Here is a 25,468-nt window from a genome sequence, read left to right on the forward strand (position 1 = left end):
GATCTTCCCCGGTCACGAGCCACCCATTCAAGCAGGCACCCGCCACCTCAACAGCCACGCAACGTTGGCGCAACGTCGGCGTAACTAGCCTGCGGGCCACGACACCGAGGAGGCCGGCACATGTCCCGATACGCAGCGCCCGGACAGGACGGCGCGATCGTCTCCTACCAGAACCGGTACGACCACTGGATCGGTGGCGAGTACGTCGCACCGGCCAAGGGTGGCTACTTCGACAATCCCAGTCCGGTGAACGGGCAGCCGTTCACCGAGGTGGCGCGCGGGACCGCGGACGACGTGGAGCGGGCGCTGGACGCGGCGCACGGCGCGGCGCCGGGGTGGGGGCGCACGTCGGTCGCGGAACGGGCGAACGTCCTGAACCGGATCGCGGACCGGATGGAGGCGAACCTGGAACGGCTCGCGGTCGCCGAGACCTGGGAGAACGGCAAGCCGATCCGGGAGACGCTGGCGGCGGACCTGCCGCTGGCGATCGACCACTTCCGGTACTTCGCCGGTGCGATCCGCGCGCAGGAGGGCGGGCTCGCGGAGTTGGACGAGGACACGGTGGCGTACCACTTCCACGAGCCGCTCGGCGTGGTCGGGCAGATCATCCCGTGGAACTTCCCGATCCTGATGGCGGTCTGGAAGCTGGCGCCCGCGCTGGCGGCCGGCAACACGGTGGTGCTGAAGCCGGCCGAGCAGACGCCGGCCTCGATCCACCTGCTGATGAGCCTGATCGCGGACCTGCTGCCGCCGGGCGTGGTGAACATCGTCAACGGCTTCGGCGTGGAGGCGGGCAAGCCGCTGGCCAGCAGCGCGCGGGTGGCGAAGGTGGCGTTCACCGGTGAGACCACGACCGGGCGGCTGATCATGCAGTACGCGTCGGAGAACATCAAGCCGGTCACGCTGGAGCTGGGCGGCAAGAGCCCGAACCTGTTCTTCGACGACGTGTCCGCGCGCACCGACGACTTCTTCGACAAGGCGCTCGAGGGCTTCACCATGTTCGCGCTGAACCAGGGTGAGGTCTGCACCTGCCCGTCGCGCGCGCTGATCCAGGCCGGCCACTACTCGGACTTCCTGGCCGCTGCCGTCGAGCGGACGAACGCGATCAAGCAGGGTCACCCGCTGGACACCGAGACGATGGTCGGCGCGCAGGCGTCCAACGACCAGCTGGAGAAGATCCTGTCCTACCTGGACATCGGCCAGCGCGAGGGCGCGAAGCTGCTCACCGGCGGCGAGCGCGCGGACCTGGGCGGCGAGCTGTCCGGTGGCTACTACGTCCAGCCGACGATCTTCCAGGGTGACAACGCGATGCGGATCTTCCAGGAGGAGATCTTCGGGCCGGTCGTCTCGGTCGCGTCGTTCACCGACTTCGCGGACGGCATGAAGATCGCCAACGACACGCTGTACGGCCTCGGCGCCGGCGTCTGGACCCGCGACCTGAACACCGCGTACCGGGCGGGCCGGGCGATCCAGGCCGGGCGCGTCTGGACGAACTGCTACCACGCGTACCCGGCGCACGCGGCGTTCGGCGGCTACAAGCAGTCCGGCATCGGCCGGGAGAACCACCGGATGATGCTCGACCACTACCAGCAGACCAAGAACCTGCTGGTCAGCTACTCCGCCAAGGCCGTCGGACTGTTCTAGGAAGGTGTCATGGTCTCCAGGGTCGACGTCACGCCGGCCGCGGCGCACCTGATCAGGTCGCTGCGGGGCACGCACGGGCCGCTGATGTTCCACCAGTCCGGTGGCTGCTGCGACGGCAGCGCGCCGATGTGTTACCCCGCGGGCGAGTTCCGCACCGGTGGCTCCGACGTGTTGCTGGAGGAGATCGTCATCGACGGCGTCGCCGAACCGGTCACGTTCTGGATGTCGTCGTCACAGTTCGCGCTCTGGCGGCACACCCACCTGACCGTCGACGTGGTCCCCGGCCGCGGTGGCGGCTTCTCCCTCGAAGCGCCCGAGGGCGTCCGCTTCCTGATCCGTTCCCGCCTGCTCACCGACGACGAACTGGCCGCCCTGGGCGACTAGAGCGTGTATCGAAGTCCACGAGGGTTGCGGCGCGTCGTGGCTGAAATAGGCGAGGTCTCCGGTAGAAGGTTTTTCGACCAAGAAACACCTGAATACCGGAGACCTCGTGGACACCTTAGCGGTGTTGCGGCGGCATGACCTGACCGACGTGCAGTGGGCGCGTCTGGAGCCGTTGCTTTCTGTTCCTGACCAGCGGCGTTCCGGCCGCCCGCCTGCGACGTGCCGACGGACGGTGATCGACGCGATCCGATGGCGGGTGAGGGTCGGCTGTGCATGGCGGGACATACCGCCGTGTTACGGGTCATGGTCCGCGGCATACGCTTTGTTTCGCCGGTGGCAACGCAACGGGACCTGGTCGAGAATCCTCGCCCGGCTGCAAGCTTTGGCCGAGGCGGTGGGCGCGATCATCTGGAATCTGTCGGTTGATTCGACCATCGCGCGGGCGCATCAGCATGCCGCCGGAGCACGCCGCGACAGCGCCGGGCAGGCGGAGCCGCCGGGCGGTGTCGGTGATCCGGAGCCTGACGATCACGGGTTGGGCCGGTCGCGTGGCGGCTGGACGACAAAGGTTCATCTGGCCTGTGAGCAGGGATGCAAGCCCATGGCGATCGTGGTCACGGCCGGGCACCGGGGCGACAGCCCGCAGTTCGTCAAGGTCTTGGAACGGGTGAAGGTCGTGAAACTGTCCGGCCGGACGAGAACCCGGCCGGAGGCGGTGATGGCCGATAAGGCCTACTCCAGCCGGGCCAACCGCGCCTATCTGCGCCGCCGCCGGATCACCTGTGTCATCCCGATCAAGACCGACCAGGCCGCCGGCCGCACCCGGAAGGGTGCAGCCGGCGGCCGGCCCTACGACTTCGATGCTGAGCGGTACAAACAACGGAACACCATCGAACGCGGGATCAGCCGGCTGAAGCAGCACCGCGCGGTCGCGACCCGGTACGACAAACTCGCCGTCCGCTACGAAGCCACCGTCCAGATCGCCTGCATCAACATCTGGCTCTGACTTCGATACACGCTCTAGAGCCGGCCAATACCTGATTTTCCCGCTTCCGGCGTGGTGCGGCCCGCATGCTCCCGCGGGCACCGGTCGGCCGCGGGCGGCCTCCCTGCCGGTTCACCGGTGGTCACCGGAGAACCGACCCGGTCCTTCCCCACCCCACGGATCGTGCAGGGAGGAGCGCCGGCGACGACCGTTGCCCGCGGGAGCATACGGACCGCGCCCCGCCGGAAGCGGGCGAATGATGGTCTTCAGGTCTTCCAGGTGTGCTGGATGAGCTCGTCGTTCGTCTCGTCCGTGGCCGTGACGCGGCGGACCGCCCGGGTGGCGGACTCGCCGAGCGCCTCCACCCGCGTGCCGGCGCTCTCCGCGGCCGCGAGCAGCCGGGACTCGGCCTCCCGGTAGCGCGACTCGAACGCGGCGCCGATCCGGTCGGTGCCCCACGGCGGCGCGGCGGACAGGCCCTGCACGCGGGTCGCGGCGGCGCGGGCGCGGGCGCGGAGGTCGGCGCCGGCGTCGGTCAGGTCGCGGGCGGCCTGCGCGGCCCGCGCGGCGTCCAGTTCGAGGTCGCTCATGCCCGGTCCGCGCCCGGGTGCGGCGGCGCGCCGAGGTCACCGTCGCGCAGGTGGGACATCGCGGCGGAGCCCGGCGGCAGCACCTCGCCGGCCAGCTCACGGACGGTCTCGGTGGCCCGCGCGGCCGCGTCGGCGACCACCCGGGTGATCTCGTCGGCGAGCTCGTGCGGCTCGTACGCCCGGTATGCCCGCGGCTCGATCTCCAGCGACGTCAGCTGGCCCCGGGGCCCGACGGTGGCGCGGATGAGCTCCTTGGCGTCCACGGCGGAGACCGACAACTCGGACAGGCGGGTACGCAGCTCGCCGATGCCGTCGCGAACGCGCTCGTACTGACCGTAGGCGTCCGCGAAACGGGCCTTGAGCGCGGCGTTCACCTCGCGGTCGGCGTGCTGGGCCACCGGATCCCCTCCTCCTGGCAGGCGCCGGCCGACAGTACCGGCCCGCGACAACCGCCCGCCGCACGGTTGGCAGCGCGGGGTGACCTGGGTCACGATAGCGATAGTCCGCCGCCCGACGCAGGGAAGGACGCCGATGTCCAACCCGTGGCTCGCCCTTCAGCTCGGCGCCGACCCGGCCGAGCGCATCGGCCAGATCCGTCGCGCGCACGACGCGTTCATCAGCGGCGGCACGACCGCGCAGGTCCGGAGCGTCGTCGCGGAGTCCTGGCACCGGTCCGCGGTCGCGTCCGTCGACCCGGACACCACCGCGCCCACCGACCTGACCGACGCCGAGCTGGCCGAGTACCGGTCCGCGCATCCGCTGGCCCGCGTGCTGCCGCTGTTCCGCGACCTGCTCGGCGCCATCGCGGACGACGGCGAGCACCTGATGGCGGTCTGCGACGCGCGCGGCCGGCTGCTCTGGGTGGAGGGGCACACCGCGGTGCTGCGGCAGGCCGCGGCCATGAACTTCGTGCCCGGCGCGCGCTGGGACGAGACGCACGCGGGCACGAACGCGCCCGGCACCGCGCTCGCGGTCGACCACTCCGTGCAGATCTTCGCGACCGAGCACTTCAGCCGCCCGGTCCAGCGCTGGACGTGCGCGGCCGCGCCGATCCACGACCCGGCGTCCGGCCGGCTGCTCGGCGCGGTCGACCTGACCGGCGGCGACCACCTGGCCAACCCGCACAGCCTGGCGCTGGTCACCGCGACCGCGCGGGCCGCGGAGGCGCTGCTGGCCGCGCCCGTGCCCGGCCGTTCCGCGTCGTTGGCCGCGCTGGGCCGGGACGAGGCGGTGCTGACCGTGGCCGGGCGGCGGATCCGGCTGGGCCGGCGGCACAGCGAGCTGCTGGCGCTGCTGCTCTGCCACCCGGAGGGCCGCACCGGTGAGCAGCTGGCGCTGGACCTCTACGGCGAGGACCACCAGGCGCCGGTGACGCTGCGCGCGGAGCTGTCCCGGCTGCGCCGCACGCTCGGCCCGGCACTGGTCGGCTCCCGTCCCTACCGCGTCGAGCCCGGCGTGACCGCGGACTTCCTGACCGTGACCCGGTTGCTGGACGCGGGCCTGGTCGGCGAGGCACTGGACGCGTACGCCGGCCCGCTGTTGCCCGGCTCGGACGCGCCCGGCGTGATCCGGCTGCGCCGCACCCTCGACGACCGGCTGCGCGCCGCCGTCTTCGGCTCCGGCGACCCGGCGCTGCTGGACACCTGGGTCCGCACCGACTGGGGCGGCGACGACCTCCAGGCCTGGGAGGCGCTCACCGCCGTGCTGCCGGCCTCGTCACCCCGCCGCGCCCTGGCCGCCGCCCGCACCCGCGACCTGACCCGCGAGTACGGGCTGTAACGGCCCGAGCTCCGCGATCCGCACCCCCCGCACCGCGACCACGAACTGCCCGACCGCGACCGGCAGCCAGTAGAGCGGGGTGAAGATGACGAGTCCGCCGATCGCGGTGACCGGCAGCAACAGCCGGTAACTCAGCTTCCGGAAGCCGGCGTGGGTCTGGCTGATCCGCCCGACCCGGGTGGCGAGCATGCCGAGGACCAGCACCGTCGGCCCGGTGACCAGCCACCCGTCCGCGACGAGCAGCAGACCGATCAGCGGCAGCACCGCACCGGTGCCGGAGTGGTCGATGAGGGTCATGACCAGCGCCAGGAACAGCACTCGCACCGGCATCAGCGCGACGGTGAAGCCCAGCATGCGCAGGAACCACCGGCGGCCGGGCCGCTGCTCGAGCCATCGCCTCGTCGTCGTCATCCCCGGCCAGCCCTCGTTGATCTTGTTGGGAGCCGCACTCCAGGGATGCCGGGCGGGGCGTGTAAAGGGGGTCAGCCGAGCAGCAGGGTGACGGCGAGCGCGGTCATCACGGCGGCGATCAGGGCGTCGACGGCGCGCCAGGCGGCGGGCCGGGCGAGGAGCGGGGCGAGGCGTACCGCGCCGAAGCCGAGTGCGGTGAACCAGACCGCGCTGGCCGCGGCCGCGCCGGTGCCGAAGAGCCACTGGTTCGGGTCCTGGTTCGCGATCGTGCCGAGCAGCACGACCGTGTCCAGGTAGACGTGCGGGTTGAGGAACGTGAACGCGAGGCAGGCGAGCAGCGTGGCGCGCAGCGTCGCCGGCGGGCGGTCGAGCGGGGTGAGCGTGCCGGGTCGCAGCGCGCGGCGGGCGGCCAGCGCGGCGTAGCCGAGCAGGAACGCGGCGCCGGCCCAGCGGACGGCCGTGAGCGCGGCCGGTGCGCGCTCGAGCAGCGCGCCGAGGCCGGCGATCCCGGCGGTGATCAGCACGGCGTCGGAGACGGCGCAGACCGCGACGACCGCGAGCACGTGCTCGCGGCGCAGGCCTTGGCGCAGCACGAACGCGTTCTGGGCGCCGATCGCGACGATCAGCGTGAGCGAGAAGCCGAACCCGGCCAGCACGGATGCCATGCCGAGAACGCTAGGGCCGCGTCGGCCCGCACTCCAGCTAAAGATTCTGCAGCGCCATTAGAATCGCTTAATGGCGCTGGACCCGGTGCAGCTCGCGACGTTCCACGCGGTGATCGCGCACGGCAGCTTCGACGCGGCCGCGCGGGCGCTGCACGTCACGCCGTCCGCGGTGAGCCAGCGGATCAAGGCGTTGGAGCAGGTGGTCGGCCAGGTGCTGGTGCGCCGGGCCCGGCCGTGCGAGCCGACCGCGGCCGGTGCGTCACTGGTCCGGCTGGGCGGCCAGATCGCGCTGCTGGAGCGGGAGGCGCTGGACGCGGCGCGCGGCGCGCTGACCGGCCGGGCGCGGGTCGCGGTCGTGGTGAACGCGGACTCACTGGCGTCCTGGTTCCTGCCCGCGCTCGCGGACGTACCCGACGCGGTCTTCGATCTGCACACGGACGACGAGGGGCACACGGCGGAGCTGCTGCGCGCCGGCACCGTGATGGCCGCGGTCACCACGGAGCACACGCCGGTGCAGGGCTGCCGGGTGCTGCCGCTCGGCGTGATGCGATATCTGCCGGTCGCGGCGCCCGCGGTGCACGCGGCCTGGTTCGCCGGACGCGAACCGGCGGACGCGCTGCCGGACGCGCCGATGGTCCGCTTCAACCGCAAGGACGTGCTGCAACATCGGTTCGCGCGCGAGGTGACCGGCCGCGACCTGGATCCGCCCGTGCACTGCGTGCCGGCGTCGTCCGCGTTCGACGCCGCGGTCCGGCTCGGTCTGGGCTGGGGCCTGCTGCCGGACTTCATGGCGGCCGCGGACGTCGAGGCCGGCCGGCTGGTCCACCTGGCGCCGGGCCGGCACGTGGACGTGCCGCTCTACTGGCAGTACTGGCGGCTGGAATCCGCCGTGCTGGCGGCCCTCACCACGGCCGTCCGCGCCGCGGCCGCCACCGCACTGCACTGAGCGGGACCGCCACCGCTGCACCGGGCCGGGCCGTCACCGCCGCGCCGGACGGGGCCGCCACGCCGGGCCGGGTCGCCGCCGCGCGGCCCTGAGCTCGGGCGGAACGGATCATCCGGCACCGGAACGGTCGGGGATTCATCGGGGTTATCCCCGATGAATCCGACCCTCACCCTCTGAGACGGTCAAGGTGCACATCGGTGACTCCGCCCTGATGCGACGGGGCGACTAGCGGACGGAGGCACGACCTCGTGCGACATCGCAGCAAACTGATCAGTACCGCGCTCGCCGCGCTCCTGCTCACCACGGCCTGCGCGACGGCCGACGACGGTGGCGAGCGGGCGGCCGCACCGGCCGCGAGCGGCGGCCACGGCCACGAGTACCAGCCGCCACCACCCGCGGCACCGCTGCGCGACGGCGAGCGGTTCCAGGAGCTGACCATGGCCCGGCCGTACACGCCGCAGGCTCCGGACGGCGCCACCGACGAGTACCGCTGCTTCATGATCGATCCGGGGCTGACCGAGGCCGCGTTCCTGACCGGCAGCCAGTTCCTGCCGCAGAACCACGAGATCGTGCACCACGCGATCTTCTTCCGGATGGAGCCCGGCCAGGTCGCGGCGGCGGAGAAGCTGGACGCGTCCGAGGACGGCGACGGCTGGCGCTGCTTCGGCAACGCGGGTGTCGGCGACGCGGCCTGGGTGGCGCACTGGGCGCCGGGCGCGGACGAGGTGCTGCTGAACGACACGCTCGGCTACCCGATGCCGCCGGGCAGCCGCCTGGTCATGCAGGTCCACTACAACCTGCTGGCCGCGCGGACCGCGGCGAGCGCGACGGACCAGTCGGCCATCCGGCTGCGGCTGTCGGACGCGAGCCTGACGCCGCTGAACACCGCGCTGCTGACCGCGCCGATCGAGCTGCCGTGCGCGCCGGGCGAGTCCGGGCCGCTGTGTGACCGGGCGGCCGCGGTCGCGGACGTGACCAAGCGTTTCGGTGCCGGGGCCGGGCAGACGGTCGAGCAGCTCAACGCGGGCTGCAACGGCGGCCGGGCGCCGCAGCAGGGCACGTCGCAGAGCTGCACGATCCCGGTGTCGCGACCGATGACCGTGCACGCGGTCGCCGGTCACATGCACCTGCTGGGCCGGGCCATCTCGGTCGAGCTGAACCCGGGCACGCCGCAGGCGGCCAGGTTGCTGGACATCCCGGCGTACGACTTCGACGACCAGGCGATCCGCCCGCTGGACGCGCCGGTCCAGATCAAGCCGGGCGACTCGCTCAAGGTCAGTTGCACACACGACGCCGGGCTCCGCCGCCAGCTGCCGGCCCTGCGGGACCTGCCGCCGCGGTACGTCGTGTGGGGCGAGGGCACCAGCGACGAGATGTGCCTCGGCATCCTGGTCGTGTCCGGCTCGTAGCGCGGTTCCGGGTGTCGTCCCGGTCGTCGCGACGGCCGGAACGACACCCGGATCGACCGCCCGGGTCACCGGCCCGGTGGGCGCAGCCGGGCGAGGAAGGCCTCCAGGACCGCCGGCATGTCGACCGTGTCCCGGTCGAGCAGCCACTGGATCTGGAGGCCGTCCATCAGCGCGATCATCGACACCGTGGTCGCGTCCACGTCCAGGTCCGCGGTCACGTCCCCGTCCGCCTTGGCCGCGTGCAGCGCCTCGGCCAGCAGCCCGCGGATCCGGCGGTAGCGGTCGGTGAAGAACGCGTGTGCCGGGTGGTCCTCCGCGACCGCCTCACCGGAGAGCGTGGCGTAGAGCTGCACCAGGCCCGGGACGGTGGCGTTGTGCCGCACCAGGTCCGCGACCGCCTGGATGAACGCCCAGCCGCGCTCGCCGTCGAGCCGGCTCAGGTCGGCGCCGTCCCGTTCGTCGAGCACCTCGGCGAGCAGCTGTTCCTTGGACGAGAAGTGGTGCAGCAGCCCGGCCTGGGTGAGCCCGACGCCGTCCGCGATCTCCTTCAGCGAACCGCCGCGATATCCGGACTCGGCGAACACCAGGACCGCGTGCCGCAGGATCTCGGCCCGTTTCGCCCGCCCCTTGGTGTAGCTGCCGCGGGCGCGCCGCGCGTTCGACTCGGTCACGGAGACCGAGGGTAGTGGGATCGACAGGCAAACATCGCACTAAACCATTCTTAGGAGACCCTGAAAGATCTTGACTCCGCCGCGCGCGCGAACCAGCGTCGAAAGGCGAGATCCCCTCGAGTCAGGAGAAAAGGTGCGATCAGGAGCCTCACGCGTACGGCTGGGACTGCTCACGGCGGCCGCGGTGGTCACCGCCGGCGGCGGGCTGGTGGTCACCGGCAACGCGCTGGCCGAGACCGGGCCCACGACGACCACCGCCGCGTGCGGCCGGTTCTTCGACGACTTCAGCTACGGCACGACCGGGGACGCCGCGTTCGCCGGTCAGGGCTGGCGGGTGCGCAACTACGCGGGCGGCCCCGGTGTCCCCGGCGCGGGCTGGTCCGCGTCGAACGTCTCGTTCGCCGATGTGGACGGTCAGCGCGTCGCGCAGCTGCGGGGTTCCACGGACGGCACCGCGGCCGGCACCACGCAGGCCGAGTTCTACCAGGCCGAGAAGCGGTTCCTGGAGGGCACCTACGCGGCCCGGATCAAGCTGTCCGACACGCCGGTCAGCGGCCCGGACGGTGACCACGTCAACCAGACGTTCTTCGCGATGGGCCCGGTGCAGCGGTTCGACTACGACCCGCTCTACTCCGAGTTGGACTTCACCGAGTACCTGCCGAACGGCGGCTGGGGCACGGACGGCCCGACCAACTACCAGACCAGCTACAACGGGTTCCGGGCCGATCCGTGGGACCCGTACAACGCCAGCGACGCGCAGGACGGCAGCCTGGCCGGCTGGCACACGATCGTCGGCCAGGCCGTGGACGGGCGCGTGACGTACTTCGTGGACGGTGTCCGGGTCGCCGAGCACACCGTGGACTACAAGGACGGGTCGCGGTCGGTCTTCCCGCGCGTGGAGATGGGCCTCAACTTCAACCTGTGGTTCATCGATCTGGCCGGGCACTCCGGCGGCCGGTCCACGTACCAGGAGCACGTCGACTGGGTGTACTACGCGGACGAGGAGGCGGTCTCGCCGGCCGAGCTGGACGCGCGTACCGCGGCCTACCGCGCCGCCGGCACCGCGCGCGAGGACACGCTCGGCGGCTGCTGACCGGGTCCGGGAGGGGGCGGCGCCGGGACCTATCCGGCGTCGTTCCCGAAGGCCAGGTGCGTGGTGATCCGGTACCGGTCGCCGCGGTAGATGGACCGGGCGAACTCCACCACCCGGCCGGACGTGTCCCGGGTGGTGCGCTCGAAGAGCAGGGCGGGGGCGTGCAGCGGTACGCCGAGCAGCCGTGACTCCTCCGCGTCCGTGACCGTGGGCTCGGTGGTCTGCACCGCGTCCGCCACCACCACCTCGTACCGCATGCGCAACAGCTGGTAGAGCGACCCGGTTTCGACGTCGGCCGGCGCGAGGCCGGGGACCAGCTCGGCCGGGATCCGGATGCGCTCGATCGCCATCGGCGCGCCGTCGACCACGCGGACCCGCTGGATGTACCGCAGTGACTCGCCCGGCGAGAGCGCCATCCGGCGGCCGAGCCGCGCACCGGCCGGCTCGACCCGGAAGTCGATGACCTCGCTGCGCCAGTCCCCCTCGGCCGGCGGCACGGTGAAGTTGCCCGCACTGGCCGGGGCGAGCTCCTGGGAGATCTTCCGGGGCGGCGTGAAGGTGCCCCGCCCGTGGCTGCGGACCAGCAGCCCGTCCCTGGTCAGGTCCTCGATGGCGGCGCGCAGCGTGGGGCGGGAGACACCGAACCGCTCGCTGAGGTGCCGCTCGGACGGCATCATCTCGCCGGGTTCGCGGCCGTCGATCAGCTCACGGAGCAGTTCCCGGATCTCGGCCCGCTTCATGATCGGACTATACCAACCCGTTGTGCCAACTTTTCCCAGTGGTAAACCTTTTCCCCGCGCAAAGGCGGGCGAAACGCCCATTAAGTGAACCCTATAAATCTGCAAGGAGTCTTGACTTTAACCAGTGGTTGGACCACCGTTCTCCCCAACGCGAGACACCCTCACCCTTGGGGAGCACATCGTGATGACCACCCTGACCCGCCGCCGCGCGCTCGGCGCCGCGCTCGCGGCCGTCACGCTCGGCGCCACCGCGGCCTGTGGCGGCCCCGCGGCCGAGGACGGCCCGATCACGCTCGACGTCTGGCTGATGAAGGACTCCGCGCCGGACGCGGTGCTCCAGCAGATCAACGCCGAGTTCCAGGCCGCGCACCCCGGCGTCACGGTCGCGGTCCAGGTCCTGGAGTGGGACGGCCGCGACGTGAAGTGGAAGACCGCGCTGGCCGGCGACGACCCGCCGGACGTGCTGGAGATGGGTAACACGGACGTGCTGGCGTACGCGGCCGCCGGCGGCCTGGCCGAGCTGACCGGGCGCGAGTTCGAGAACCAGGCGACCTGGTTGCAGGGGCTGCGCGAGGCCGGCAGCTACGAGGACCGGCTGTACGGCGTCCCGTACTACGGCGGCGACCGCGTGGTGATCTACCGCAAGGACCTGTGGGCGAAGGCCGGGCTGAGCGCGCCGCCCGCCACGCTGGCGGAGCTGCGCACGGCCGGGGAGAAGCTGCAGCAGGCCGGTGCCGCGGGCCGCTTCGGGGCCGCCGCCGGCGACTTCTCCGGCCTCTACTTCCCGGGCCGCTACCAGTACGCGGCGCTGCCGTTCCTCTACGACACCGGTGGCACGATCGCGGTCCGCGACGGCGACCGCTGGACCGGCGCGCTCTCCACCCCGCAGGCCCGGGCCGGGCTGACCAACTGGGCCGAGCTGGTCAGGGCGATCTCCCGGGCACCGGCCGACGCGGACGAGACGAACCTGCCGGACGTGCTGGCCGAGGGCCGCGCCGGCATGATCATCGGCCAGGCCTGGATGGTCGGCTCGATCGGTGAGGACCACCCGGAGCTGGCCGACCAGCTGGCCGCGTTCCCGGTGCCGGGCACGGCCGGGCCGATGCCGGTCTTCCTCGGCGGCTCCAACCTCGCGTCCGCGGCCGCGAGCCCGCACCAGGACCTGGCGTACGACTGGATCAAGCTGATGACCGGCACGAAGTACCAGACGCTGCTGGCGCAGAACGGCCTGCTGCCGAACTCGACCAGCCTCGCCGGCGTGGTCACCGGCATCACGAAGATCCAGATGGACGCGGCCGCGAAGAGCTGGTTCACGCCCACCTCCACCAAGTGGTCCGACGTGGACAACGCGCAGGTGCTGATGGACATGCTGCAGTCGATCGCGGCCGGCGACGCCACCGTGGCCGAGGCCACGGCGAAGGCCGACGCGCAGATCGACCAGATGCTGAACGCGGCCTGACGTGAGCACCACCCTGGCACCGGTGGCGCCACCGGCCGTCGACGCGCCCGGCACCCGCGGCCGGCGCCGCGTGGCGACCCCCTACCTGCTGCTGATCCCGGCCACGATCGCGGTGTTCGCGACGCTGCTCTACCCGGTCGGGCGGATGGTGGCGCTCAGCTTCCAGCGCGGGAACCTCGGCGACCTGGTCACCCGCCGCACGGTGTGGGTGGGCCTGGACAACTACCGGTCCGTGCTCACCGACCCGGTGTTCTGGACCGTGCTCCCACGTACCGTCGGATTCGCCGCGGTCTGTGTGGCCCTGACGCTGACCGTCGCCACCGGCGCCGCGCTGCTGCTGCACCACGCGAGCCGGTGGGCCCGGGTGGTGCTCTCGGTCGGCATGGTGGTGGCCTGGGCGACGCCCGTGCTGATCGGCGCGGTGGTCTTCAAGTGGCTCTTCGACGCCGAGTTCGGCGTGGTCAACTGGCTGCTCACCGAGTCCGGGCTGTGCGAGTGCCGGCACCGGTCCTGGCTCGGCGACCAGTGGTCCGCGTTCGCCGTGCTGGTCTCGATCGTGGTCTGGGGCGCGGTGCCGTTCGCCGCGCTGTCGATCTACGCCGGGCTGCTGACCGTGCCGCCGGAGCTGGGCGAGGCCGCGCGGGTGGACGGCGCGGGCGCGTACCGGATCTTCTGGCGCATCACGTTCCCGCTGCTGCGGCCGATCTACGCGATCCTCACCGTGCTCTCCGTCATCTGGGACACGAAGGTCTTCCCGCAGGTCTGGCTCACCACCAAGGGCGGCCCCTACCAGGGCACCGTGATGCTGGGCGTCTACATCTACCAGAAGGGCATCGTCGGCTCGCAGTTCGGCGTCGCGTCCACGATCGCGGTGCTGATGACCGTGCTGCTGCTCGGCCTCTCCTGGATCTACGTCCGGGCCATGCGGCAGGAGGCCCGATGACCCGCCGCGCGCTGGTGAACAGTGCCTGTGTGGTCCTCGCGGCGCTGTTCGTCCTCCCGGTCTACTGGATGGCGTCGACCGCGCTCAAGCCGGACGCGGACATCGTCAGCCACCCACCGGTCCTGGTCCCGTGGCCGCTCGAGTTCGGACACTTCGCCCGGGTGCTCGGCGACGGTGAGTTCTGGGCCGCGCTGCGCGCCTCGCTCACCGTCACCGTGACCGTGGTGACGGCCGGCACGCTGGTCGCGCTGATGGCCGCGGTCGCGCTGGCCCGGTTCACGTTCCGCGGCCGGACCGGCTTCGTGCTCGGCCTGATCATCGTGCAGATGATCCCGGGCGAGGCGCTGTTCATCCCGTTCTACCTGATGCTGCGCGAGACGCACCTGCTCGGCCGGCTGCCCGGGCTGATGCTGGTCTACCTGTCGATCACGGTGCCGTTCACCGCGTGGATGCTGCGCGGGTTCGTCGCGTCGATCCCGGTCGACCTGGAGGAGGCCGCGGCGATGGACGGCGCGACCCGCTGGCAGACGTTCTGGCGGGTGTTGTTCCCACTGGTCGCGCCGGGGTTGCTGGCCACCTCGATCTTCGCGTTCATCACGGCCTGGACCGAGTTCACCTACGCGTACGTGCTGATCAACGACCCGAGGAACTACCCGCTGCCGGTCTACATCCAGTCGTTCATCGGCCGCGACGACGTCGACCACGGGCCGCAGATGGCGGTCGCCTTCCTGTTCACGCTCCCGGTCGTCGTCTTCTTCCTGCTGGTTCAGCGACGCGCCGTGGCCGGCATGAGCGCCGGCGCGGTCAAGGGCTGAATCCCCATCCCCCGAGGAGGACCCATGCCAACGGTACGAAGGACAGCGCTCGCCGCTGCCGCCCTGGTCACCGCGGCCGGCGGGCTGATAGCCACCGGCACCGCGTCCGCGGACGCCGCGGCCGCCTGCGGTGTGCTGTTCGACGACTTCAACTACACGTCCCCGGCCGACAGCGCGTTCACCGGGCACGGCTGGACCGCGCGGAACAACGCGGGCGGCCCCGGCGTGCCCGGCGCGACCTGGTCCGCGGCGAACATCTCGTTCCCGACCGTGGACGGGCAGAAGGTGGCACAGCTGCAGGCGTCCACGGACGGCACCGCGGCCGGGACCACGCACGCGGAGTTCCTGCAGACCGAGCGGCGTTTCTTCGAGGGCACCTACGCGGCGCGGATCAAGTTCTCCGACGCGCCGGTCAGCGGGCCGGACGGCGACCACATCAACGAGACGTTCTTCGCGATCGGGCCGGGCCAGCGCTTCGACTACGACCCGCTCTACTCCGAACTGGACTTCTCCGAGTACCTGCCGAACGGCGGCTGGGGCGTCACCGGGTCGATCAACTACCAGACCAGCTGGAACGGGTACCGGGAGGATCCGTGGGACCCGTACAACGCGCACTCCCAGCAGACCGGCAGCCTGGCCGGGTGGCACACCGTCCTGGGCCAGGTGGCGAACGGGCACGTCAAGTACTTCATCGACGGCGTGCAGGTCGGCGACCACACGGTGTCGGAGAAGGACCCGGCGTGGAGCGTCTACCCGCGCGCGGCCATGTCGATCAACTTCAACCTGTGGTTCATCGACCTGGCCGCGCACACCGGCGGGCGGGCGACCTACCAGGAACACGTGGACTGGGTCTACTACGCAAAGAACGAGTCGGTGTCGCCGGCGGACCTGAACGCGCGGACGGCGGCGTACCGCGGCGCGGGCCGGGTGCACGAGGACACGCTGGCCGGCGGCGGCTGCCCGACCGGCCCGACCGCCACCCCGGGAAACCCGACGACCACGCCCACGGTACGGCCGACCACACCGCCGCCGGTCTCCTGCGCGGGCGCGAACCCGTGGGCCTGGGGCACGGTCTACCTGGGTGGTGACCGGGTCACCCACAACGGCCGGCTGTGGCAGGCGAACTGGTGGACGCAGGGCTCCGAACCCGGCATCACCGCACAGTGGCGCGACCTCGGCCCCTGCTGACGTCCGCTTCGCTTCCGCCGCCCTTTCTGCTTACGTAGAGGAAGGGCGGCGTCACACACTCTGGAGGCCTCATGCTGATCCCCCGGCCCGTCTCGATCTCGGACAGCTCCGGGTCCTTCGCGCTCACGCCGGCGACCACGATCCACGCGCCGGACGCGCCGGAGGTCGCCGCACTGCTGCGCGAGCTGCTCACCCCGGTCACCGGCCTGCCGCTGCCGGACGCGCCCGACCCCGGTCCGCAGGCAATCGCGATGCTCGTCGACCCGGCCGCGACGGACCTCGGCGCGGAGGGGTACCGGCTGGACGTGGCCCGGACCGGCGTGACCGCGGTCGCGACCGGGTCGGCCGGACTGCGCTGGGCCGTGCAGGCGCTGCGGCAGCTGCTCCCGGCCTCGGCGTTCGCGTCCGGTCCCGTCCTCGACGTGTCCTGGACCGTCACGCCGGTCTCGATCGTGGACACGCCGCGTTACCCCTGGCGCGGGCTGCTGATCGACGTCGGGCGCTGGCACAAGCCGGTCGCCTGGCTGCGCACGGTCGTCGACGTGCTCGCCATGCACCGGATGAACGTGCTGCACCTGCACCTCACCGACGACCAGGGCTGGCGCTTCGAGGTGCGCAAACATCCGCGGCTGACCGAGGTGGGCGCGTTCCGCGCGTCGTCGCCGCGCGGGCACGAGACCGAAGGGCTGTCCGACGGTACGCCGCACGGCGGTTTCTACACCCAGGACGAGCTGCGGGACCTGGTCGCCTACGCGGCCCGGCGCGGCGTCACGATCGTCCCGGAGATCGATCTGCCCGGCCACATGCAGGCCGCGATCGCGGCGTACCCCCGGCTCGGCAACGATCCGGCGAACCCGCCCGAGGTGTGGACCCGGTTCGGCGTCAGCCACCGGGTGCTGAACGTCGCGGACGAGACGGTCGCGTTCGTCACGGACGTGCTGGACGAGCTGATGGACGTCTTCCCGAGCCCGTGGATCCACCTGGGTGGCGACGAGGTACCGCTGGACGAGTGGCGCACCTCCCCGGCCGCCGCGGACCGGATCGCGGCCGAGGGCCTGACCGGCGCCGAGGACCTGCTCGGCTGGTGGATCCGCCGGGCCGCGGCGCACGTCGCCCGCAACGGCCGGCGCGCCGTGCTCTGGGACGAGCTGGTCGGCCAGGCCGCGCCCCCGGACGCGATCGTGATGGCGTGGCGTGGGCACGACCGGATCGCCGAAGGGCTGCGCGACGGCCACGACGTGATCGCGACCCCGCACGAGCACCTCTACCTGGACTACCCCGCGTCGGACGCGCCGGGCGAGCCGCTCTCCATCCGCACCGGTTACGCCGAGGGGCACGGGCCGACCACGCTGGACCACGTCTACACCTACCGCCCGGAGCCCGCCGGCCTACCCCAGGACCTTCCGTCCCGGGTGATCGGCGTGCAGGCCAACCTATGGTCGGAGTACACCCCGACCCCGGCCGGCGCCGAGTACAACCTGCTGCCCCGCCTGGCCGCGGTGGCCGAGATCGCCTGGGGCACGCCGGCCGCGCCGGACTCCTTCCGCACCCGGCTGCGCGCGCACCTCCGCCGCTTCGACGAGGCGGGCCTGAACTATCGCCCATTGGACTAGCAGTCACTATGCCACTCTGCCCCAAGGACACGGTTTTAGCCCTATACGGCTAGGGCAAATCAGCGGCACTCGTCCACCGCTGAGAGGAACACCGTGCCCATCTCACCCCTCCGCGCGGCGCTGACGGCCGCGGCACTACCCGCGATCCTCGTGCTCGCGGCCTGCACGCCGTCCGCGCCGGCGCAGACCGACGCGCTCGACCGCTTCTACGAGCAGACGCTCACCTTCGGGTCCTGCGACGGATACGCCACCACGGACGCCGACCGCGACCTGTTCGCCGGCAACCCGACCTACCGGTGCGCCCGCCTGGAGGTCCCGCTGAACTACGACGAGCCGGACGGCGGGACCGCGCAGATCGCGATGCTGCGCGTCCCCGCCCGCGGTGAATCGCTCGGGCCGCTGGTCCTGCACGGCGGCGGCCCCGGCGTGCTCGGCCTGAACTTCGCCGCCACCACCGCGGCGGCGCTGGCGACCAGCCCGATCACCGAGCGCTTCGACCTGATCGGCTTCGACACCCGGGGCGTCGGCGCCACGAAACCCGCCGCCTCCTGCTTCACCGAGGAGGACTACGCGAACCCGGAGGTCGCGTTCGAGTTCATCGTCACGGACGTCAAGGCGACCGCCGAGGACACCCGGCGGATGGCCGACCGGTGCACCACCCGGTCCGGCGGCGCCCAGGCCCTCGGCGCGATGTCCTCGCGGGACACGGCACGGGACATGGACGTGATGCGCGCCGCGCTCGGCCAGGAGAAGCTGACCTTCTTCGGCCACAGCTACGGCACCCGGATCGGCGCGCTCTACGCCCGCGAGTTCCCGCAGCACGTCCGCGCGATGGCCGTCGACGGCGCGGTCGACCCGCAGCTGCGGTTCGCCGACCGGCGCGTCTCCAGCTTCGCCGCGTTCCAGAAGGCGTTCGACGCGATGGCGGCCGACTGCGCGGCCAAGCCGGACTGCGGGCTCGGCCCGGACCCGGCCGCCGCGACGCGCGTCTACCAGGAGGCGGTCCAGCCACTCGCCACCACGCCGCTCACCGGCTCGGACGGCCGGAAGCTGACGTTCCGCTCGGTCAGCGACCTCACCATCAGCGCGCTCTACGACCCGCGCGCCTGGCCGGCCATCACGCTCGGCATCGGCGACCTTCGCAAGGGCAACGCGGACACGATGCTCGCCATCATCGACCGGGTCAACGACGCGGCCGGTGCGGCCGGGGCGTTCCTGGACGCCTCCGTCGCCATCAACTGCATGGACGAGGAGCGGCTGACCCCGGAACAGGCCGTCGAGATGCGCCGGCGGCTGTGGACGACCGCGCCGTTCCTGGACTCCGGCCAAGGCGTCGACGGCGCCCGGGACACCTGCGAGGCGTGGCCGGCCGCACCGAAGCCCGGCTACCCGTTCCCGCCGACGATCGAGGGCCTCCCGCCCACGCTGACCGTCTCCATCACGAACGACACCACCACGCCGCACTCCGGCGGCATCAGCCTGGCCGAAACGCTCGGCGGCAGCCTGCTCACCGTCGACGGCTGGGGCCACACGATCACCGCCTCCGGCACGAACCCCTGCGTCAACGACATCGTCGCCGACTACCTGATCAACCTCCGCACCCCCGCCGACGGCACCACCTGCACGCTGCAACCCGCCACCACGAACTAGCTACCCGTGGGGCCGCCCCGCGGCGGCTCCACGTCACCAACCCCTCGGAAGCGGATCTTCCCGCTTCCGGCGTGGCCGCTTCGCGGTGCTCCCGCGGGCACCGCTCGGCCGTGGCCGGCCTCCCTGCCGGTTCCGCGGTGCGAACGGGGCCGCCCCGCCACGGCGAATCCCACCGAGGCGGGGTTCTCGCAGCCACCCGCGGATCGTGCAGCGAGGAGCGCCAGCGACGAGCGTGGCCCGCGGGAGCATGCGGGCGGCACCACGGCGGAAGCGGGAATGTCTGCTTCTAAGGGTTTTGTCAGCCCAGGCCGAGGCGGCGCATCGTGCGGAGCCACAGGTCGGGGCGGCCCTCGTGGTCGTCGGCGTGGGCGCGGGAGCGGCGGGTGAGCGCGATGCCGAGCGTGCGGGCCGGTTCCGGGGGCCAGGGCAGTGGCTTGCGGCGGACCGTGGCGAGCTCGGTGAGTGCGGTGCGGGTGCCGCTGAGCAGGTCGAGGCTGACCCGGGCAGCGAAGCGGGTGGCGGAGACGCCCAGGCCGGTGAAGCCGGCGGCGTAGGCGAGTTTGCCGCCGCAGGCGGTGCCGTGGAAGGCGAAGAGGCGGGTGCTGGCGTCGACCGCGCCGCCCCACCGGTGGCTGAAGCGGACGTCCGCGAGCTGCGGGAACGTCGTGGCGAAGTGCCGGGCCAGTGTCTCGAACGAGGCCTGGCGCTGTGCGAGCGCCGGTGCCATCCGGCCGCCGGCGTGGAAGACCGGGTCGTAGCCGCCGAACAGGATCCGCCGGTCCGCGGTGATCCGGTAGTAATGGAACCGGTTCCCCAGGTCGGACACGCCCTGCCGGCGGCGCCAGCCGACGGACGCGAGCTGCGCGGCGGTCAGCGGCTCGGTCATCAGCGCGTAGTCGTAGACCGGTGCCACGTAGTGCCGCAGGCGGCGCAGCAGCGGCGGGAACGCGTGCGTGGCCAGGATCGCCTTCCCGGCCCGGAGCCGGCCGTGCGCGGTGGTCAGCCGGACCGCGGCGCCGGTGTCGGCGAGCCCGGTGACCCGGGTGTGCTCGAAGATCCGCACCCCCGAGTCGAGCGCGACGCGGCGCAGGCCCCAGGCGAGGCGGGCCGGGTCGACCAGCGCGGTGCCGCGCCGGTCCCAGGCCGCGTAGAGGTAGGTCGGCGAGCCGACCTCGGCGCGGACCGCGGCGGAGTCGAGCAGGCGCACGGTCCGGCCGTACGCCATGGCCAGCACCGCGTTCTCGGCCAGCTGCGCCACCTGGTACGCCTCGGTCGCCACCTTCAGCTCGCCGGAGCGGACGAAGTCGCAGTCGATGCCGTGCCGCGCGACGAACGACTCGATCGCGTCCAGGTTCTCGGTGCCGAGCCGCTCCAGCCGGACCAGGTCGTCCGGGAAGCGGGCGTGGCCGTTGGCGAGCCCACCGGTCAGGCTGGTGGCGCAGAACCCCGCGTTGCGGCCGGACGCGGCCCACCCGCAGGTGCCGGCCTCCAGCACGGCCACGTCCAGCGCCGGATCGGCCTGCTTGGCCAGCACCGCGGCCCACAGCCCGGCGTAGCCGCCACCGACGATCGCCAGGTCCGCGCGCCGGTCGCCGGACAGCGGTGGCAGCGGGTCGGGGCGGTCCGGACGGTCCAGCCAGTACGGGACCGGCGCGGCGTCCCGCAGCGACCTCATCCGAGCCGGTTCCGGCGCCGGCTGATGATCTCGCCTCCCAGCACGAGGATCACCGCGATTCCGAACATCGCCGTGCCGACCACGTTGACCTGCGGCGGGATGCCGCGCTGGGCCGCGCCCCAGACGTACATCGGGAACGTGACCGTGGTGCCGGAGGTGAAGTTCGTGATGATGAAGTCGTCGAACGACAGCGAGAACGACAGCAGCGCGGCCGCGACGATGCCGGGCGCGACCAGCGGCAGCGTGATCCGGCGGAACGTCTGCCACTCGCCGGCGTAGAGGTCCATCGCGGCCTCCTCCAGCGCCGGGTCGAGCCCGGCCAGCCGCGCCTTCACGGTCACCACCACGAACGACACGCAGAACATCACGTGTGCGATCACCACGGTCCAGAAGCCGAGTGAGACGCCACCGGCCACGAAGAGCGCGAGCAGCGACGAGCCCATCACCACCTCGGGTGTGGCCATCGGCAGGAAGACCAGCAGGTTGGTGGCGGCGCGACCGCGGAACCGGTGCCGGGCCAGCGCGAACGCCATCAGCGTGCCGAGCAGCGTGGCGATGAGCGTGGACAGCAGCCCGATCTGGATGCTGCGGCCGACCGCGTCGCACATGTCGCCGGGGCCGCACGGGTCGGCCCAGTTGTCCAGCGTGAACCGGTGGAAGTCGTACGACAGGCGGCTGGTCGGCTCGTTGAACGACAGCCCGGCCACCACGAAGATCGGCAGGAAGAGGTAGAGCAGGACGAGCAGGCCGACGACGAGGACCCAGTTGCGCCTCACAGCACCTCCTCCGTGCCGGAGCGGCGCACGTAGACGACCACGATCGCCAGGACCGCGGCCATCAGGATGAACGAGAGCGCGGCCGCCTGCGGATAGTCCAGCCGGACCAGGAACGCCGAGTCGATCACGTTGCCGATCATGTACTGCCGGGGCGTGCCGAGCAGCTCCGCGTTGATGTAGTCGCCGGCCGCCGGGATGAACGTGAGCAGCGTGCCCGCCACCACGCCCGGCATGCTCAGCGGCAGCGTGACCCGGAAGAACGTGCTGACCGGGCCGGCGTAGAGGTCGCTCGCCGCCTCCAGCACCCGCCGGTCCAGCCGTTCCAGGTTCGCGTAGAGCGGCAGCACCATGAACGGCAGGAAGTTGTAGACCAGGCCCATGATGACCGCGGTCGGCGTGGCCAGCAGCCGGCCGTCCGCGCCGAGCAGGTGCACCGCGCGCAGCGCCTCGACGATCACGCCGTTGTCCGACAGGATCGTCTTCCAGGCGAGCGTGCGGACCAGGAAACTGGTGAAGAACGGCGCGATCACGCCGACCAGCATCAGGTTCTTCCACCGGCCGGCGCGGTGCGCGATCGCGTAGGCCAGCGGGTAGCCGAGCAGCAGGCAGATCACGGTGGCCGCGGCCGCGTAGCCGAGCGACCGGAGGAAGTGCCACCGGTAGGCCTCGAACGCGACCGGGTAGTTGCCGAACTCCCAGGTCATCGCGTACCCGGTGGTCAGCGAGCCGCTCGGGTCGTAGAGGCTGGTCGCGCCGAGCTGCACCAGCGGGATCACGAAGAAGACCAGCAGCCACAGGCCCGCGGGAAGCAGCAGCAGGTACGGCAGCCACGTCCGCCGCGACGGACGGGGCGGCGGCGGGGCACCCGATCCGGCCCCCGCACCGATAGCCGCAACACTCATGCCGTCTCCACCAGCGCCTGCGTCGAGTCGCCCGCGCCGTGTGCCCGGTCGAGCAGGAACGCGTGCGCGGGATTCCAGGCGACGGTCACCTCGGTGCCGTTCGGCAGCGGCCCGCCCACGCCGACGTTCGGCGCGAAGACGGACAGGTCGGTGTCCCAGGCGGTCCGGACCAGGTACTGCGTGCTGACGCCCACGTAGGACGAGTCGGTGACGGTGCCGGTGACGTGCTGGAACCCGCCCGGCACGTCGCCGCCGACCAGCAGCGTCATCTTCTCCGGCCGGACGCCCAGGTAGACGTCGTCGCCGGTGGCCCGGGACCGGGCGGCCGGCACGCTGAACCGCGCGCCGTGCGCGGTGACCAGCAGGTCGTCGCCGCTGCGCCCGTTGCCGGCCGCGGCCAGCAGGTTGGACTGGCCGAGGAAGTTCGCCACGAACGGCGTGGCCGGGAACTCGTAGATCTCGGCCGGCGCGCCGAGCTGCTCGATCCGCCCCGCGTTCATCACCGCGACCGTGTCGGCCATCGTCATGGCCTCCTCCTGGTCGTGCGTGACGTGCACGAACGTGATGCCGACCTCGGTCTGGATGCGCTTGAGCTCGATCTGCATCTGCCGGCGCAGCTTCAGGTCGAGCGCGCCGAGCGGCTCGTCGAGCAGCAGCACCTGCGGGTGGTTGATCAGCGCGCGGGCCAGCGCGACCCGCTGCTGCTGGCCGCCGGAGAGCTGGGCCGGCCGGCGGTTGCCGAAGCCGGCCAGCTCGACCAGCGACAGCATCGACTCGACCTGCGGCGCGACGTGCTTGACGCCCTTGCGCCGCAGGCCGAACGCGACGTTCTCGGCGATGCTCAGGTGCGGGAACAGCGCGTAGCTCTGGAACACGGTGTTGACCGGCCGCCGGTACGGCCGCAGCCGGGTGATGTCCGTGCCGCCCAGCGTGATCTGCCCGGCGGTGGGTTCCTCCAGCCCGGCCACCATCCGCAGCGTGGTGGTCTTGCCGCAGCCGGACGCGCCGAGCAGCGCGAAGAACGCGCCCTGCGGGATGGTCAGCGTCAGGTCGTCCACCGCGGTGAACGCCCCGAACCGCTTGGTCACGCCGGCCAGGCGCAGGCCCTCGCCGTCAACACTCATCGCTGCTCCGTAGCTCGTCGCCGATCATCGCCCGCCATGAAGATACGGGTGATGATCGGTCAGGCACCGATGACGGCCTGGAACTTCTGCTCGTACGCCTTCTCGGTGGCCTCGTCGAGCGCCATGAAGCCCTTCGCCTTGGACGTGACGGTCTCGTCCGGGAAGATGAGCGTGTTCGCCGCGAGCTCCGGATCGGTCTTCTCCGCCTCGGCCCGCGCGCCCTCGACCGGGCAGATGTAGTTCACATAGGCGGCCACCTCGGCGGCCACTGCCGGGTCGTAGTAGTAATTCATCAGTGCCTCGGCGTTCGCCTTGTGCGTCGCCTTGTTCGGCACCATCATGTCGTCCGAATATTGGATGACGCCCGACTCCGGAATGACGAACCGCACCTTCTCGTCCTCGGCGGAGAGCTGAATGACGTCGCCGGACCACGCCATGCAGGCCGCGATGTCGCCGCCGGCCAGTTCGGTGGCGTAGTCGTTGCCGGTGAACCGGCGGATCTGCCCGGAGTCCACCGCCTTCTGCAGCTTGGCCAGCGCGTCGTCGAACTGCGCCGCGGTGAAGTTCGACGGGTCGTGCCCGTTGGACTGCAGCAGCAGGCCGATCGTGTCGCGCATCTCGGCGAACGCGGTGACCCGGCCCTTCAGGTCCGCCCGGGTGAGCAGCTCGTCCACGGTGCGGATCTCGCCGGTGACGGCCGCGTTGTAGGCGAGGCCGGAGAGGCCGCCCTGCCACGGGACGGAGTATTCGCCGGCCGGGTCGAACGCCCGGTTGCGCAGCGACGAGAGCAGGTTCGCCTGCACGTTCGGCATCTTCGCGACGTCCAGCTTCTGCAGCCAGCCGAGCCGGATCAGGCGCGCGCCCATCCAGTCGGTGAGCACCATGACGTCGCGATTCGTCGGCTGGCAGCCGGCGAGCTGGTTCTGCACCTTACCGAAGAATTCGTTGTTGTCGTTGATGTCCTCGGTGTAGGTGACCGCGATGCCGGTCTGCGCGGTGAACGCGTCCAGCGTCGGGTGCTTCGACTCGTCCTGCGCGTCGACGTCCAGGTAGAGCGGCCAGTTGGAGAAGGACAGCGTCTTCTCGGTGGCGGAGAGGTCCTCGCTGACGCAGCCCTCGGCGGTCTGCGTCTGCCCCTGGGTCCCGCACGCGGTCAGCACCCCACCGGCGGCGACGAGCGCGGACGAGGCCAGCGTGCCCCGCATCAGCGTGCGCCGGGAGACCGTGAAGGCGGAGATGACCGCCGACGCCTCCGGCGACAGCGGTGCACGGGGTGGCTTACGCATTCACGGCTCCTGTACAAGGGGTCCCGCTGGTGGCGAGAAAAGCGAGGATAAGGGGTCGCCCTAGATTAGACGAACGGCTCTCACATGCAAGATGCGTACGGCCACAAGGGAATCCGTTGCGTATCTGTCCCCGCGCAACGAAATACCGCAGACTTTGAGTCGGAACGGTTACGAAGGAGACTTCCGTATGGCCCAGAGCACACCGGCGGGTAACGGCCGGCGCATCACCGTCCGCGAGGGGCACCCGCTGCTCGACGACGTCGCCAAGCAGATCATCGAGCAGTTGCAGGAGGACGGGCGACGGCCGTACGCGGCGATCGGGAAGGCGGTCGGGCTGTCCGAGGCCGCGGTGCGGCAGCGGGTGCAGCGCCTGCTCGACGCGGGTGTGATGCAGATCGTCGCGGTCACCGACCCGCTCCAGCTGGGGTTCCCGCGCCAGGCCATGATCGGCGTCCGGACCACCGGGGACCTGCGGGTGATCGCGGACCGGATCGCCGAGCTGGACGAGTGCAGCTACGTGGTGATCACCGCCGGATCGTTCGAGATCATGGCGGAGGTGGTCTGCCGCAACGACGACCATCTGCTCGAGATCCTCCAGCGGATCCGGACGGTGGAGGGTGTGCTCTCCACCGAGGCGTTCGTCTACCTCAAACTACGGAAACAGACCTACAGCTGGGGTACGGCATAGTTGCGAAAACCGTAGACAAATAGCCCGACCGG

General features: G+C 71.7%; 25 protein-coding genes. 14 read left to right on the plus strand and 11 right to left on the minus strand.

Annotation, left to right across the window (positions count from 1 at the left end; all coding sequences use genetic code 11):
• Positions 1–120: 120 nt before the first annotated feature.
• The 3 genes from exaC (at position 121) to J2S44_RS13690 (ending at position 3,034) form a co-directional block, all read left to right on the plus strand.
• Complete coding sequence (gene exaC / locus J2S44_RS13680; protein ID WP_310412985.1) at positions 121–1,644, plus strand: acetaldehyde dehydrogenase ExaC; 1,524 nt, start codon at positions 121–123, stop codon at positions 1,642–1,644.
• Between the two features lie 9 nt (positions 1,645–1,653).
• Positions 1,654–2,028, plus strand: a complete 375-nt coding sequence (locus J2S44_RS13685) for a DUF779 domain-containing protein (RefSeq protein WP_310412988.1) — start codon at positions 1,654–1,656, stop codon at positions 2,026–2,028.
• Between the two features lie 124 nt (positions 2,029–2,152).
• Positions 2,153–3,034: an IS5 family transposase gene (locus tag J2S44_RS13690; RefSeq protein WP_310429634.1), complete on the plus strand. Its 882-nt coding sequence runs from the start codon at positions 2,153–2,155 to the stop codon at positions 3,032–3,034.
• 245 nt (positions 3,035–3,279) lie between these two features.
• Here the strand turns inward: J2S44_RS13690 and J2S44_RS13695 are convergent, their stop codons facing one another.
• Both J2S44_RS13695 and J2S44_RS13700 read right to left on the minus strand, forming a co-directional pair.
• On the minus strand, positions 3,280–3,603 hold the full coding sequence (locus J2S44_RS13695) for a hypothetical protein (protein WP_310412991.1): 324 nt from the start codon (positions 3,601–3,603) through the stop codon (positions 3,280–3,282).
• On the minus strand, positions 3,600–4,001 hold the full coding sequence (locus J2S44_RS13700) for a YbaB/EbfC family nucleoid-associated protein (protein WP_310412994.1): 402 nt from the start codon (positions 3,999–4,001) through the stop codon (positions 3,600–3,602). Before J2S44_RS13700 ends, J2S44_RS13695 begins: the two co-directional genes overlap by 4 nt.
• A 133-nt stretch (positions 4,002–4,134) precedes the next feature.
• Between J2S44_RS13700 and J2S44_RS13705 the strand changes: the two genes are divergently transcribed.
• Positions 4,135–5,382, plus strand: a complete 1,248-nt coding sequence (locus J2S44_RS13705; protein ID WP_310412996.1) for a GAF domain-containing protein — start codon at positions 4,135–4,137, stop codon at positions 5,380–5,382.
• On the opposite strand, the gene J2S44_RS13710 is transcribed toward J2S44_RS13705, so the two are convergent.
• Positions 5,320–5,793, minus strand: coding sequence for a hypothetical protein (locus J2S44_RS13710; RefSeq protein WP_310412999.1), 474 nt, complete (start codon positions 5,791–5,793; stop codon positions 5,320–5,322). The two genes, J2S44_RS13705 and J2S44_RS13710, sit on opposite strands and share 63 nt — an antisense overlap.
• Positions 5,794–5,864: 71 nt before the next feature.
• Positions 5,865–6,458 carry a LysE/ArgO family amino acid transporter gene (locus tag J2S44_RS13715; protein ID WP_310413002.1) on the minus strand — a complete coding sequence of 198 codons (594 nt, stop codon included), beginning with the start codon at positions 6,456–6,458 and terminating at the stop codon, positions 5,865–5,867.
• Positions 6,459–6,528: 70 nt separating this feature from the next.
• Here J2S44_RS13715 and J2S44_RS13720 point away from each other — a divergent pair, with 70 nt between their 5' ends.
• Together J2S44_RS13720 and J2S44_RS13725 are read left to right on the plus strand one after the other, a co-directional pair.
• Positions 6,529–7,404, plus strand: a complete 876-nt coding sequence (locus tag J2S44_RS13720) for a LysR family transcriptional regulator ArgP (protein WP_310413005.1) — start codon at positions 6,529–6,531, stop codon at positions 7,402–7,404.
• A 248-nt stretch (positions 7,405–7,652) separates the two neighbouring features.
• Complete coding sequence (locus tag J2S44_RS13725; protein WP_310413008.1) at positions 7,653–8,813, plus strand: monooxygenase; 1,161 nt, start codon at positions 7,653–7,655, stop codon at positions 8,811–8,813.
• 65 nt (positions 8,814–8,878) lie between these two features.
• Here the strand turns inward: J2S44_RS13725 and J2S44_RS13730 are convergent, their stop codons facing one another.
• Complete coding sequence (locus J2S44_RS13730) at positions 8,879–9,484, minus strand: TetR/AcrR family transcriptional regulator (protein ID WP_310413011.1); 606 nt, start codon at positions 9,482–9,484, stop codon at positions 8,879–8,881.
• Positions 9,485–9,617: 133 nt separating this feature from the next.
• On the opposite strand from J2S44_RS13730, the gene J2S44_RS13735 reads away from it, so the two are divergent.
• The gene (locus J2S44_RS13735; protein WP_310413013.1) at positions 9,618–10,577 is read left to right on the plus strand and encodes a glycoside hydrolase family 16 protein; all 960 of its coding nucleotides are present in this window, start codon (positions 9,618–9,620) and stop codon (positions 10,575–10,577) included.
• 29 nt (positions 10,578–10,606) lie between these two features.
• Here the strand turns inward: J2S44_RS13735 and J2S44_RS13740 are convergent, their stop codons facing one another.
• The gene (locus J2S44_RS13740) at positions 10,607–11,317 is read right to left on the minus strand and encodes a GntR family transcriptional regulator (protein ID WP_310413016.1); all 711 of its coding nucleotides are present in this window, start codon (positions 11,315–11,317) and stop codon (positions 10,607–10,609) included.
• Between the two features lie 184 nt (positions 11,318–11,501).
• Between J2S44_RS13740 and J2S44_RS13745 the strand changes: the two genes are divergently transcribed.
• The 6 genes from J2S44_RS13745 (at position 11,502) to J2S44_RS13770 (ending at position 18,985) form a co-directional block, all read left to right on the plus strand.
• Positions 11,502–12,776, plus strand: a complete 1,275-nt coding sequence (locus J2S44_RS13745) for an extracellular solute-binding protein (RefSeq protein ID WP_310429644.1) — start codon at positions 11,502–11,504, stop codon at positions 12,774–12,776.
• Between the two features lies 1 nt (position 12,777).
• Positions 12,778–13,719: a carbohydrate ABC transporter permease gene (locus J2S44_RS13750; protein WP_310413019.1), complete on the plus strand. Its 942-nt coding sequence runs from the start codon at positions 12,778–12,780 to the stop codon at positions 13,717–13,719.
• A complete protein-coding gene (locus J2S44_RS13755; RefSeq protein ID WP_310413022.1) occupies positions 13,716–14,534 on the plus strand; it encodes a carbohydrate ABC transporter permease in 819 nt (272 codons plus the stop codon). Before J2S44_RS13750 ends, J2S44_RS13755 begins: the two co-directional genes overlap by 4 nt.
• A gap of 24 nt (positions 14,535–14,558) precedes the next feature.
• Complete coding sequence (locus J2S44_RS13760) at positions 14,559–15,722, plus strand: carbohydrate-binding protein (protein WP_310413025.1); 1,164 nt, start codon at positions 14,559–14,561, stop codon at positions 15,720–15,722.
• A 71-nt stretch (positions 15,723–15,793) separates the two neighbouring features.
• The gene (locus tag J2S44_RS13765; RefSeq protein WP_310413028.1) at positions 15,794–17,335 is read left to right on the plus strand and encodes a beta-N-acetylhexosaminidase; all 1,542 of its coding nucleotides are present in this window, start codon (positions 15,794–15,796) and stop codon (positions 17,333–17,335) included.
• A gap of 93 nt (positions 17,336–17,428) precedes the next feature.
• Positions 17,429–18,985: an alpha/beta hydrolase gene (locus J2S44_RS13770; RefSeq protein WP_310413030.1), complete on the plus strand. Its 1,557-nt coding sequence runs from the start codon at positions 17,429–17,431 to the stop codon at positions 18,983–18,985.
• A gap of 298 nt (positions 18,986–19,283) precedes the next feature.
• Here the strand turns inward: J2S44_RS13770 and J2S44_RS13775 are convergent, their stop codons facing one another.
• From J2S44_RS13775 to J2S44_RS13795, 5 genes are read right to left on the minus strand one after another with little or no spacing between them, the layout of a single operon-like run.
• Positions 19,284–20,660 carry an NAD(P)/FAD-dependent oxidoreductase gene (locus tag J2S44_RS13775; protein WP_310413033.1) on the minus strand — a complete coding sequence of 459 codons (1,377 nt, stop codon included), beginning with the start codon at positions 20,658–20,660 and terminating at the stop codon, positions 19,284–19,286.
• On the minus strand, positions 20,657–21,436 hold the full coding sequence (locus J2S44_RS13780; protein WP_310413036.1) for an ABC transporter permease: 780 nt from the start codon (positions 21,434–21,436) through the stop codon (positions 20,657–20,659). The genes J2S44_RS13775 and J2S44_RS13780 overlap by 4 nt, the downstream gene beginning before the upstream one ends.
• Positions 21,433–22,338, minus strand: a complete 906-nt coding sequence (locus J2S44_RS13785) for an ABC transporter permease (protein ID WP_310413039.1) — start codon at positions 22,336–22,338, stop codon at positions 21,433–21,435. Before J2S44_RS13785 ends, J2S44_RS13780 begins: the two co-directional genes overlap by 4 nt.
• Positions 22,335–23,462, minus strand: coding sequence for an ABC transporter ATP-binding protein (locus J2S44_RS13790; RefSeq protein WP_310413041.1), 1,128 nt, complete (start codon positions 23,460–23,462; stop codon positions 22,335–22,337). Before J2S44_RS13790 ends, J2S44_RS13785 begins: the two co-directional genes overlap by 4 nt.
• A 59-nt stretch (positions 23,463–23,521) precedes the next feature.
• Positions 23,522–24,748: a polyamine ABC transporter substrate-binding protein gene (locus tag J2S44_RS13795; protein ID WP_310413045.1), complete on the minus strand. Its 1,227-nt coding sequence runs from the start codon at positions 24,746–24,748 to the stop codon at positions 23,522–23,524.
• A 187-nt stretch (positions 24,749–24,935) separates the two neighbouring features.
• Here J2S44_RS13795 and J2S44_RS13800 point away from each other — a divergent pair, with 187 nt between their 5' ends.
• Complete coding sequence (locus tag J2S44_RS13800; RefSeq protein WP_310413048.1) at positions 24,936–25,436, plus strand: Lrp/AsnC family transcriptional regulator; 501 nt, start codon at positions 24,936–24,938, stop codon at positions 25,434–25,436.
• Positions 25,437–25,468 lie beyond the last annotated feature (32 nt).

Source organism: Catenuloplanes niger (genome assembly GCF_031458255.1).
GTDB lineage: Bacteria > Actinomycetota > Actinomycetes > Mycobacteriales > Micromonosporaceae > Catenuloplanes > Catenuloplanes niger.

Excerpts from the sequence above, each read along its gene's own strand:
- J2S44_RS13790 (WP_310413041.1), bottom strand. The coding sequence starts at position 23,462 with ATGAGTGTTGACGGCGAGGGCCTGCGCCTGGCCGGCGTGACCAAGCGG.
- J2S44_RS13740 (WP_310413016.1), bottom strand. The coding sequence starts at position 11,317 with ATGAAGCGGGCCGAGATCCGGGAACTGCTCCGTGAGCTGATCGACGGC.
- J2S44_RS13760 (WP_310413025.1), top strand. The coding sequence starts at position 14,559 with ATGCCAACGGTACGAAGGACAGCGCTCGCCGCTGCCGCCCTGGTCACC.
- J2S44_RS13705 (WP_310412996.1), top strand. The coding sequence starts at position 4,135 with ATGTCCAACCCGTGGCTCGCCCTTCAGCTCGGCGCCGACCCGGCCGAG.
- J2S44_RS13785 (WP_310413039.1), bottom strand. The coding sequence starts at position 22,338 with ATGAGTGTTGCGGCTATCGGTGCGGGGGCCGGATCGGGTGCCCCGCCG.
- exaC (WP_310412985.1), top strand. The coding sequence starts at position 121 with ATGTCCCGATACGCAGCGCCCGGACAGGACGGCGCGATCGTCTCCTAC.
- J2S44_RS13795 (WP_310413045.1), bottom strand. The coding sequence starts at position 24,748 with ATGCGTAAGCCACCCCGTGCACCGCTGTCGCCGGAGGCGTCGGCGGTC.
- J2S44_RS13775 (WP_310413033.1), bottom strand. The coding sequence starts at position 20,660 with ATGAGGTCGCTGCGGGACGCCGCGCCGGTCCCGTACTGGCTGGACCGT.
- J2S44_RS13710 (WP_310412999.1), bottom strand. The coding sequence starts at position 5,793 with ATGACGACGACGAGGCGATGGCTCGAGCAGCGGCCCGGCCGCCGGTGG.
- J2S44_RS13695 (WP_310412991.1), bottom strand. The coding sequence starts at position 3,603 with ATGAGCGACCTCGAACTGGACGCCGCGCGGGCCGCGCAGGCCGCCCGC.
- J2S44_RS13800 (WP_310413048.1), top strand. The coding sequence starts at position 24,936 with ATGGCCCAGAGCACACCGGCGGGTAACGGCCGGCGCATCACCGTCCGC.
- J2S44_RS13745 (WP_310429644.1), top strand. The coding sequence starts at position 11,502 with ATGACCACCCTGACCCGCCGCCGCGCGCTCGGCGCCGCGCTCGCGGCC.
- J2S44_RS13720 (WP_310413005.1), top strand. The coding sequence starts at position 6,529 with ATGGCGCTGGACCCGGTGCAGCTCGCGACGTTCCACGCGGTGATCGCG.
- J2S44_RS13715 (WP_310413002.1), bottom strand. The coding sequence starts at position 6,458 with ATGGCATCCGTGCTGGCCGGGTTCGGCTTCTCGCTCACGCTGATCGTC.
- J2S44_RS13685 (WP_310412988.1), top strand. The coding sequence starts at position 1,654 with ATGGTCTCCAGGGTCGACGTCACGCCGGCCGCGGCGCACCTGATCAGG.
- J2S44_RS13765 (WP_310413028.1), top strand. The coding sequence starts at position 15,794 with ATGCTGATCCCCCGGCCCGTCTCGATCTCGGACAGCTCCGGGTCCTTC.
- J2S44_RS13755 (WP_310413022.1), top strand. The coding sequence starts at position 13,716 with ATGACCCGCCGCGCGCTGGTGAACAGTGCCTGTGTGGTCCTCGCGGCG.